Source organism: Streptomyces sp. TM32 (genome assembly GCF_004122755.1).
Lineage (GTDB): Bacteria > Actinomycetota > Actinomycetes > Streptomycetales > Streptomycetaceae > Streptomyces > Streptomyces sioyaensis.
The window spans coordinates 1-9,095 of record NZ_SDIG01000219.1 but is presented as its reverse complement, the minus strand read 5'-3'; the positions used below and the strand labels follow the sequence as shown (position 1 = coordinate 9,095).

General features: G+C 72.1%; 7 protein-coding genes. 5 read left to right on the top strand and 2 right to left on the bottom strand.

The window, feature by feature from the left end; all coding sequences use genetic code 11:
- The first annotated feature begins 144 nt into the window (after positions 1–144).
- The 3 genes from EST92_RS29235 to EST92_RS29225 all read left to right on the top strand — a co-directional run bounded on the left by EST92_RS29235 (position 145) and on the right by EST92_RS29225 (position 5,551).
- A complete protein-coding gene (locus EST92_RS29235; RefSeq protein ID WP_129283711.1) occupies positions 145–2,679 on the top strand; it encodes a SpoIIE family protein phosphatase in 2,535 nt (844 codons plus the stop codon).
- A gap of 133 nt (positions 2,680–2,812) precedes the next feature.
- Positions 2,813–4,171: a DUF418 domain-containing protein gene (locus EST92_RS29230; protein ID WP_129283710.1), complete on the top strand. Its 1,359-nt coding sequence runs from the start codon at positions 2,813–2,815 to the stop codon at positions 4,169–4,171.
- Between the two features lie 354 nt (positions 4,172–4,525).
- The gene (locus EST92_RS29225) at positions 4,526–5,551 is read left to right on the top strand and encodes a lytic polysaccharide monooxygenase (protein ID WP_129283709.1); all 1,026 of its coding nucleotides are present in this window, start codon (positions 4,526–4,528) and stop codon (positions 5,549–5,551) included.
- Positions 5,552–5,830: 279 nt separating this feature from the next.
- Here EST92_RS29225 and EST92_RS29220 read toward each other — a convergent pair whose 3' ends face one another.
- Complete coding sequence (locus EST92_RS29220) at positions 5,831–6,313, bottom strand: SRPBCC family protein (RefSeq protein WP_129283708.1); 483 nt, start codon at positions 6,311–6,313, stop codon at positions 5,831–5,833.
- Between the two features lie 76 nt (positions 6,314–6,389).
- Between EST92_RS29220 and EST92_RS29215 the strand changes: the two genes are divergently transcribed.
- Positions 6,390–6,977, top strand: a complete 588-nt coding sequence (locus tag EST92_RS29215) for a TetR/AcrR family transcriptional regulator (RefSeq protein WP_129283707.1) — start codon at positions 6,390–6,392, stop codon at positions 6,975–6,977.
- A gap of 72 nt (positions 6,978–7,049) precedes the next feature.
- On the opposite strand, the gene EST92_RS29210 is transcribed toward EST92_RS29215, so the two are convergent.
- Positions 7,050–7,901 (bottom strand): alpha/beta fold hydrolase, encoded by an 852-nt coding sequence (locus EST92_RS29210; protein WP_129283706.1) that lies wholly within the window; start codon positions 7,899–7,901, stop codon positions 7,050–7,052.
- A 482-nt stretch (positions 7,902–8,383) separates the two neighbouring features.
- On the opposite strand from EST92_RS29210, the gene EST92_RS29205 reads away from it, so the two are divergent.
- Positions 8,384–8,995, top strand: a complete 612-nt coding sequence (locus EST92_RS29205) for a pyridoxamine 5'-phosphate oxidase family protein (protein ID WP_129283712.1) — start codon at positions 8,384–8,386, stop codon at positions 8,993–8,995.
- Positions 8,996–9,095 lie beyond the last annotated feature (100 nt).

Here is a 9,095-nt window from a genome sequence, read left to right as displayed (position 1 = left end):
GCCGAAGTCCCGTGCGGGCCGGGGCCGGCGCCGGGAAGGGCACCGGCGGGGGTGAGGGAGTACCGTGGAAAACGCCGGTACGGTGCGTCGATGTCGTCCGCAAAGGGCGTCCGTCGCAGGTGGTACCGGCATTGGACCGGTCACATGAGCGTGCCCCAGAGCAGCGGTCTCTCCGGAGACAGCGTCTTCGACCTCACGCGGACGGCCGTGGTGATGGCGGATCGCGCGGGGGTGGCTCGGGGCTGGACCGAGGGGGCGGAGCGGCTGCTCGGCTATGCGGTGTCCGAGGCCGTCGGCAGGCCCCTGGCGGATCTCTTCACCGGGGTGGACCCCCAGTCCGCCCAGGACACCAGGTGGCAGGAGCGGCTGGCGGCCGCGGACGGCTGGAGCGGGCTGGAGGCCGTACGGCACAAGGACGGGCACCGCCTCGACCTGGAATTCCGCGTGCTGCCGGTGCTGGACGCCGAACAGCGCTCCGCGCGGCTCGTGCTCGCCGCCGAGATGGCGCAGACGCCCTGGTCGGGAGCGAGCCGGTCGTTCCTGGACGGGATTTTGGGCCTGTCGCCGATCGGTGTGGCCATGGTGAACGCCGATCTGCGCTTCGTATGGATCAACGACGCACTGGAGCGGATGGGCGGCGTCCGGCGCGAGGACCGCCTCGGCAAGCGCCTGGGGGACGTACAGCCGAGCCTGGCCGTGGAGGCCTTCGAGGCCGAGATGCACCGGGTGCTGCGTACCGGCGTCCCCTCTGTCGGCTACGAATACCTGGGGCGTCCGCAGTCCGATCCGCAGCGGGAGCACGCCTACTCCACGTCGTTCTTCCGCCTGGAGGACGGTTCCGGCCAGGTGCTCGGCGTCTGCTACATGGTCCTCGACGTCACGGACAGTTACCGTTCCCGGCAGCGGATGACGCTGCTGAACCGGGCCGGGGAGCGCATCGGCAGTTCGCTGGACGTCTGGCACACCGCACAGGAGCTGTCCGATGCGGCGGTGCCCGATCTCGCCGACTTCGTCACCGTCGACCTGCTCGACGCGCTGCTCAGCGGGGAGGAGCCGAGCGCCGGGCCGGTCGACGCCACGGCGCTGTTCACCATGCGCCGGGCGGGACAGCAGTCCGTCCGCGAGGGCTGCCCGGAGGCGCTGGTCGCCGTCGGGGACCGGGCCTCCTACCCTCCGTCGGCGCCCGTGGTGCGCAGTCTCACCGAAGGAAACTCCACATTGCTGCAGACGCTCGATCTCGCCGACGGCGAGTGGGCGGCCGAGGACCCGGTGCAGGCGGCACATCTGCGGGAGCTCGGCTTCCACTCGCTGATGGTGGTGCCGCTGCGGGCGCGCGGGGTCTTCCTGGGCGCGGCCGCGTTCGCCCGCTGGCAGCACACCGGACCGTTCCAGCCCGACGACCTGGTGCTCGCCGAGGAATTCGTCACCCGCGCCGCGATGGCCATCGACAACGCCCGCCGATACACCCGGGAGCACACCGCGGCTCTCACCCTCCAACACAGCCTGCTGCCGCGCGATCTGCCCGATCAGTGCGCGGTGGACGCGGCCTCTCGCTATCTGCCGGCCGACTCGCTCAGCGGCGTCGGCGGCGACTGGTTCGACGTGATCCCGCTGTCCGGAGCCCGGGTCGCGCTGGTGGTCGGCGATGTGGTCGGCCACGGGGTGCACGCCGCGGCCACGATGGGCCGGCTGCGCGCCGCCGTACAGGCGCTCGCCGACCTGCCGCTGTCCCCGGAAGAGGTGCTGGCGCACCTCGACGACATGGTCAACCGGGTCGCCGACGACACGAACGCCGATACCGCCGACACCGCCGACACCGGAGTCGTCGGCGCCACCTGTCTGTACGCGGTCTACGACCCGGTCGCCTGCAGTTGCACGCTGGCCCGCGCCGGTCACCCCGCGCCGCTGCTGGTGAGCCCGGCCGGCACCGCCGAGTTGCTGGAGCTGCCGACCGGCCCGCCGCTGGGGCTGGGCGGGATGCCCTTCGAATCCGTCGAAGTGCCCTTGCCGGAAGGGAGTTTGCTGGCTCTCTACACCAACGGGCTGCTGATGGGGAAGGCCCTCGACCTCGACGGGGGGATCGCCCGGCTGCGCACCGCCCTGGCCGATCCGCAGGCTCCGCTGGAGAGCCTCTGCGACACGGTGGTCGGCGGTCTGCCGGGCGCCCGGCCGGTGGACGATGTGGCGCTGCTGCTGGCACGTACCCGGGCCCTGCCCCATACCCAGCTAGCCACTTGGGAGATCCCGGCCGATCCGTCAGCGGTCGGCGAGGCCCGCCGGGCGGCGTCCGCCCGGCTGGCGGAGTGGGACCTGGCGGAGCTCGGCTTCTCCACCGAACTGATCGTCAGCGAGCTGGTCACCAATGCCCTGCGGCACGCGTCCGGGCCGATCGGTCTGCGGATGATCCGGGCGCGGGCGCTGATCTGCGAGGTGTCCGACGCCAGCAGCACCTCGCCGCACCTCCGCCACGCGCGGACCACCGACGAGGGCGGCCGGGGGCTGTTCCTCATCGCCCGGTACGCCCAGCGGTGGGGCACCCGCTACACCGCCCAGGGAAAGATCATCTGGGCCGAACTGTCGCTCCGCGCCGCCCCCGTGAGCGCGGCGGCGAACGAACTGAGCGCACTCGCCGCCGACCTCGGCGACCCGTCCGCGTTCTCCACTGCGGACGAGCAATGACGTAGGGGGCGGCTCCCCCGCGTCACCTGGGGCGCCAATGCACCGGTCACAAAACGGTTATGCGGTCGTCAACGCGCCGGAAAGGTGCACTTCTACCTTCGCTTGAGAACGAAGAGCCGAAGGAAGGAATCTCATGGCCAGCACGGCCGTCCAGGCGCGCAATCCACAAGAAACGCACGCCGAAGATGACGACCCGACAAACCGGCCGGCCCCGAAAGGGCGGATGCTGGGGATCGACGTACTCCGCGCGCTCGCGATCCTCGGCATGGTCTGGCTGCATTTCACGCTGACCGGCTGGGGGAGCCCCACGCCGCCGGGGAAGCCCGCCGATTCCGCACTGAGCTGGATCAACGGGCTGCTCGGCACCCGCTCCCGGGAGATCTTCTTCCTCCTGGCAGGGGTGACGGTCGCGTTGCTGACCGGCGGTACGTCCGTACGCCGCGGCCGGGAGCGGGTCCTCGCCTGGAAGCGGGTGGCGGTCCGGGCGGGAATGCTGTTCGTGCTGGCCCTGGTGCTGGGCGAGCTCGGCGAGTGGGAGATCCAGATCCTGCACTACTACGCCCTGTGGCTGCTGCTCCTGCTTCCCCTGTCGGTGCTGCGGGTCAGGACCCTGCTGATCATCGCCGGTGTACTGGCGGTGCTCTGCCCGGCATTCAAGATCGCCGCCGATCACGCGGGAGCGAGCTGGGGATTCCTGCCGGGCCTGCCCCCGGAACAACTGGCGGGCGGATTCGAGCTGCTCATCCACCCGGGCGAATGGCCGGCCACCCTCCAACAAGTCTTCTTCGGTCTGGGAACGGTGGGCCAGGACACCATCTCCGTACTCCCGTTCCTGGTGCTCGGGCTCGCGCTGGGCAAGCTGGACCTGCGCGAGGCCGCGGTACGGCGGCGGATGGTGGTGGCCGGAGCGGGAACGGCCGTGGCCGCACTTCTGCTGTCGCTGGTCTCGATGTATCCGCTGGGTGCCGTGGACAAGGTCGACGCGTACAAGAATCCGCCGGCGGCCGCGGCGGCCGCGCCCACTACGGCCGGCGGTGCACCGTCCGCACCTCCCCCGATGCCCAAGGCCCCCTGGGAGTCGCTCGTCACCATGGGGCACCCCGGCCCCGCCGAGAAGCAACTCAGCGCCACCGAAGGCACCTTCATGCTCGGCACGATCACCGCACTGCTCGGCGGCCTCCTCACCCTGATGGACAAGCGGCGGTGGCGGCGACTGCTCCGCCCCTTCGCCGCCTTCGGCAGTATGGCTCTGACCTGGTACTTCGGCCATTTTCTCTGGCTCACCCACCTCGCGCCGGTCAGCGCGCCCCAAGGCGAGTCGGCCGGCCGTTCCGTCCTGTCCTTCGCCGTCTTCGCCGTGGTCTCGCTGACCGTGTCCCTGCTGTGGCGGACATGGCTGCGCCGCGGCCCCCTGGAGTGGCTGGTGCACCACGCCGTCACCGTCGCGGTACCGGGCAGAGTCCGACGCCACCGCGCGGGCCGCTCCAACTGACGCGCGCCGGGCGCCGGCCCGCGTGCCGACTGCGGCCAACGGGCCTTGCCCTCCCCCACTTCGGGGCGGGGCAAGGCCCGTTGGCCAAGGCCGCGATGCCCGTTTCCTGCCCGCCTGCCTGTACCCCCGCTTAGCCGTGCCTTAAGCCCGCCATAAAGATCCACTGCATCGCCCTTCGAGCCGTAAATCCGCTGTTCAGCGGGGCTAACGTGCTTCTCGCAAGGCGGCGTTGCGGGTCGTCGGTGCCGTACACCGGGGGCGGCGCCGACGTCCGCATCCCGACCCCCCACCACTGTGCTGCCTTGCCCTCCCCCTGCCCCGGTTGCCTGCCCACTCATGAAGGAGACCCCCACGATGACCGCTCGTCGCAAGGCCACCGGGATCGCGCTGGCCGGTGTCGCACCGCTCGCGCTCACCGTGCTCACCGCGAGTCCGGCCGCCGCGCACGGTTCGATGACGGACCCGGTCAGCCGGGTCTCGGCCTGCTACGCGGAGGGGCCGGAGAGCCCGCGGTCCGCGGCGTGCAAGGCCGCCGTGCAGATCGGCGGGACCCAGGCGCTCTACGACTGGAACGGAGTGCGGGACGGCAACGCCGGCGGCAAGTCGAGGGAGAAGATCCCGGACGGCAAGCTGTGCAGCGCCGGCAACGCCACGTACAAGGGCCTGGACCTCCCGCGCGCCGACTGGCCGTCCTCCCGTATGCGGGCCGGCGTGCACACGTTCCACTACAAGGCCACCGCTCCGCACAAGGGCTCCTTCGCGCTCTACCTCACCAAGAAGGGCTACGACCCGACCAAGCCGCTGAAGTGGTCCGACCTGGAGTCGAAGCCGTTCGCGAAGGTCACCGACCCGAAGCTGGCCAACGGCGAGTACGTCTTCGACGGGACGGTGCCGGCGCGGTCCGGGCGCCATCTGATCTACAGCATCTGGCAGCGGTCGGACAGCCCGGAGGCGTTCTACACCTGCTCGGACGTCGTCTTCGGGAAGGACGGCGGCCGGGCCGCGGGCGCCACCACGAAGTCCGCGCCCACCGCCTCCGCGCCGACCGCCTCCGCGCCGACCGACACCCAGATCGCGGCGGGTGCCGCGAAGTCGTCGATGGACATGAGCCACCACGGCCACCAGGGTGCGGGCGCCCACACGGACACCGTGCGCGCGGCGAGCGCCGACAGCCCCGCGGTGGGCGGGGGTTCGGACGCCACCGGCAACGCCCCGCGGCCCGACGGCGGCGCCAAGCCGGCCGGCGGCCGGCGGCTGGCGGAGACCGGCGGTGACTCCTCCACCACCCCGCTGGCCGTCACCGGCGCCGCCGTCGTGGCCCTGGGTGCCGGGGTGCTGTTCGCCACCACCCGTCGCAGGGCCGCCCGGTCCCGCGGCTGACCGGCACCCCGGCTGCCCGGGGAGCGGCGCCGCCCTCGCCCGTCAACGCGGGGGCAGCGCCGCCCTGTTGGCGCCAGGTACGAACCGGGACGGGAATCCGTGCCGGCGACTTGAGCGCTACCCGGCCTCGGGGGGGGCAGGCAGTTCGCCGGCCCCGCCACCGCCTTGGAGCTGTTGCCGCGCCGCACTCCCCTGTGGTGCGGCGGGTGCGCAAGCTCCCGGCTGACGGTGGCGGAGCCGGCCGGGCCCGCCGCGCCCGGCCCCAGACGCGGCGCCGATTCAGCGGACGAGCCGGCGCAGCAGCCGGACGTAGCGGCTCCAGCGGGCGGGCCGGGCGACGGTGCCCGTACAGGCCTCTTCGGCGCGGTCCAGGCTGTCCTCCAGGGCCGCGTCGTGGAGGGGCCGGAAGGCCAGCGGCCAGCTGAGCCGGGCCGGGCCGCGGGCGTGCATGGCGAGGGTGTGGCGCAGCAGGGTGCGGTCCGGTCCGAGCGGGTGGACGGTGTATTCGTGGAAGCCCTGGAAGCCACGCGGTCCGCTGAAGGCGAAGCGCACCCACCGGCCCGGGACGTAGGCCGCCACGGTGTAGCGGACCGGACCGTGGCCGCCGGTCGTGCCCGGAGCCAGCGGGCCGTCGAAGCGCATCGGGGGCCAGTCGCGGCGCGGCCAGAGCGGGTCCTCGTCGCCCGACAGGCCGTCGATCAGCAGTCCGGCCTCGGCCCCAGGCACCGGCAGCAGCCGCTCGTGCACGTGGTAGACGCCCATCGCGCCCCTTCCCCGCGTGGTCCGCATCCCATTTCAGAGAAGCCTCTCCAATATAGTGGAGAGTACCCTCTAGAACATGGCAAGGCCACCCCGTTTCGACACCCCGCAGCTGCTCGACGCCGCCGTACGGCTGGCGGCCGAATCCGGTCCCTCGGGTGTCACCATGTCCGCGGTCGCGGCGGCCGTCGGCGCGCCCAGCGGCTCGCTCTACCACCGCTTTCCCGGCCGCTCGGCACTGCTCGCCGAGGTGTGGCTGCGGACCGTCGAGGGCTTCCAGGAGGGCTACTTCGAGGCCCTGGAGTCGTCGGCCGACCCGCGCGCCGGGGCCCGGGCCGCCGCCCGGCACATCGTGGCGTGGAGCCGCGCCCACCCGCAGGAGGCCGCGCTGCTGCTGTACGGGTCCCATGACTTCGGCCACGACGACTGGCCGGACGAGCAGCTGCTGCGGGCCGAGGACGGGAACATGCGGGTACGGGCCGCCGTGGCGGCGCTCGCGGGGGCGCTCGGGATCCACGGCCGGCCCGGCCTGGACCGGGTGACGCTCGCGGTCATCGATCTCCCGCTGTCCCTGGTACGCCGCCATCTGCGCGGCGGGTCCCCGCTGCCCGATCATGCCGAGGACCTCGCCGAGGAGTGCACCGGCGCCCTGCTGGCCGGCGACTGACCGCGGCGGGCGCACCCGGTACGGAGCCCGGCCCGGTCCCCTCGCCGACAGGGGGCCGGGCCGGGCTCCCGGTCAGCCCGACGTGCAGGTCGTCGGGGTGGCGTGGGCCGGGTCGAGCGCGTTGGCCGTCTCGTGGAAGGCGGCGATGTCGGCGAGCCCGATGGCCACATGCTCGGAGATGTCGATCGCGCACAGGTCCTGGAGCACGACGTTGTGCACATCGGGGCCGTCGAGGAACGCGGTCCGGTAGGGCGTGACGACCTCGTCGTACCTGGTGGCGATCACGGTGTAGTGCACCCCGGGGAGGGTGTCACCGCCCTCGTTGAGGCGGCGCAGGATGTCGGAGCCGACGATCTGGTCGGAGAGCCCCGGCGTCAACTCTTCGAGGTACTTCTTGGCGCCGGGGAAGTACGGCAGCAGGCGGGTCAGGCCGTCCACATCGGTGCCGTGGTTGTCGGGAGCCAGCCCGACCAGCGCGTTCACCTTGTCCGCGCCACCGTGGAACTTCATGTACACCCGGGCCATCATGCCGCCCTGCGAGTGCCCTACGAGGTCGACCTTCGGCGCCCCGGTGGCGGCCAGCACCCGGTCGACGTAGGCGGCGAGCTGCCCGGCGGAGGCATCGACCGGGCCCAGTCCGTAGAAGAGCGGGACGCCGGGCAGCCGGCCGTAGTCCAGGGAGAAGACGCAATAGCCTCGGGCCACCAAGTAGGGCGCGAGACCGAGCCAGTTGTCGATGGAGTTGCCGAGGGTGCCGTGCACCAGGACCACCGGCCGCGGGTGGGCGGCGGAGGGCTTGCAGGAGTAGTTGTTCCAGCCACTGCTGACGGTGGGGTCGGCGGCTGCGGCGGGAACGGTAGTGGCCCCGAAGGCCAGGGCGAGAGCGGAGAGGAAGGTGAGCGATCTTGACCAGCGCAGCTTCATACGATGCTCCTTGCGGGGTGAGGGGACTCCGAAGTGCTCGGTGAGCCGTTCACCTGCGATCCGGATCGCAAGGGCCAACGCAGTTGACTCGCTAGTAAGTTACGGCTGGGTAAGCAGGAAGTGCCAGCGGCGCGACGGTGAAGGAACCACCACACAACCCTCACCGGACGTCCGGGGCGCACGGCGGCCGAATCGTGTTGCGTGCGGCGGGCCGCCACGGACGCTTCACCCGGCGGCCCCGGCGCCGGGAGCTTGCCCCGTCGCTACACCCAGCTTGCGTTCGGCCAGGGCGCGTTGAGGGGTCATGGCGGCTCCGGCAAAGCCAAGTGCCCGCATAGGTACGGGAGTACACGGCCGATTGTCAGTGGCATCCCGTACATTCGGTGATGCCTTGACCAGGGGAGCGGGAGTGAGGGGAGACACCGGTGGAGACGGCGGGAGCGGCAGGAGCGGCGGCGGGGGCCGGAGAGGGGGCCGGCGTGGTGGAGATCTCGTCGGAGGCGGAGCTGCGTGAGCTGATCGGCGAGCCCAGCTCCCATGCCGCGCACAAGGTCCGGCACCGACTGCACGATCTCGACCGCCAGTGGCTGGCCCGCTCGCCGTTCTGCATGCTGGCCACCGCGGATGCGCAGGGCCGCTGTGATGTCTCGCCCAAGGGCGACCCCGCGGGCTTCACCCACGTCCTGGACGACACCACCCTCGCCATACCCGACCGCCCCGGCAACAGGCGCCTGGACGGGTTCGCGAACATCCTGGCCAACCCGCATGTCGGGCTGGACTACGTCCTTCCGGGGCGCGGCGACACCCTGCGGATCAACGGCCGCGCCCGGCTGCTGCGCGATGCCCCGTTCTTCGACGAGCTGATCGTCAAGGGCAACCGCCCACGGCTGGCGCTGCTGGTGGAGGTCGAGGAGGTCTTCTACCACTGCTCCAAGGCGTTTTTGCGCTCGGAGCTGTGGAAGCCGGAGACCTGGCAGCCGGACGCGCTGCCCTCACGGGCCCGGATGGTCAAGGGCCTGGAGGCCCAGGACCTGCCCCTGGAGGCACTGGAACAGCACTACGGCCCGCAGTATGCGGAGCGGCTGTACGGCTGAGGGGCCGGGGTTACGGCCGGCCGGCGCCGGGGCCGGGGGGCTTCGTCCCCGATGACGCCGACGCCGTCGCCGCGTTCCTCGACCGCCGGCCGGCCTCGGC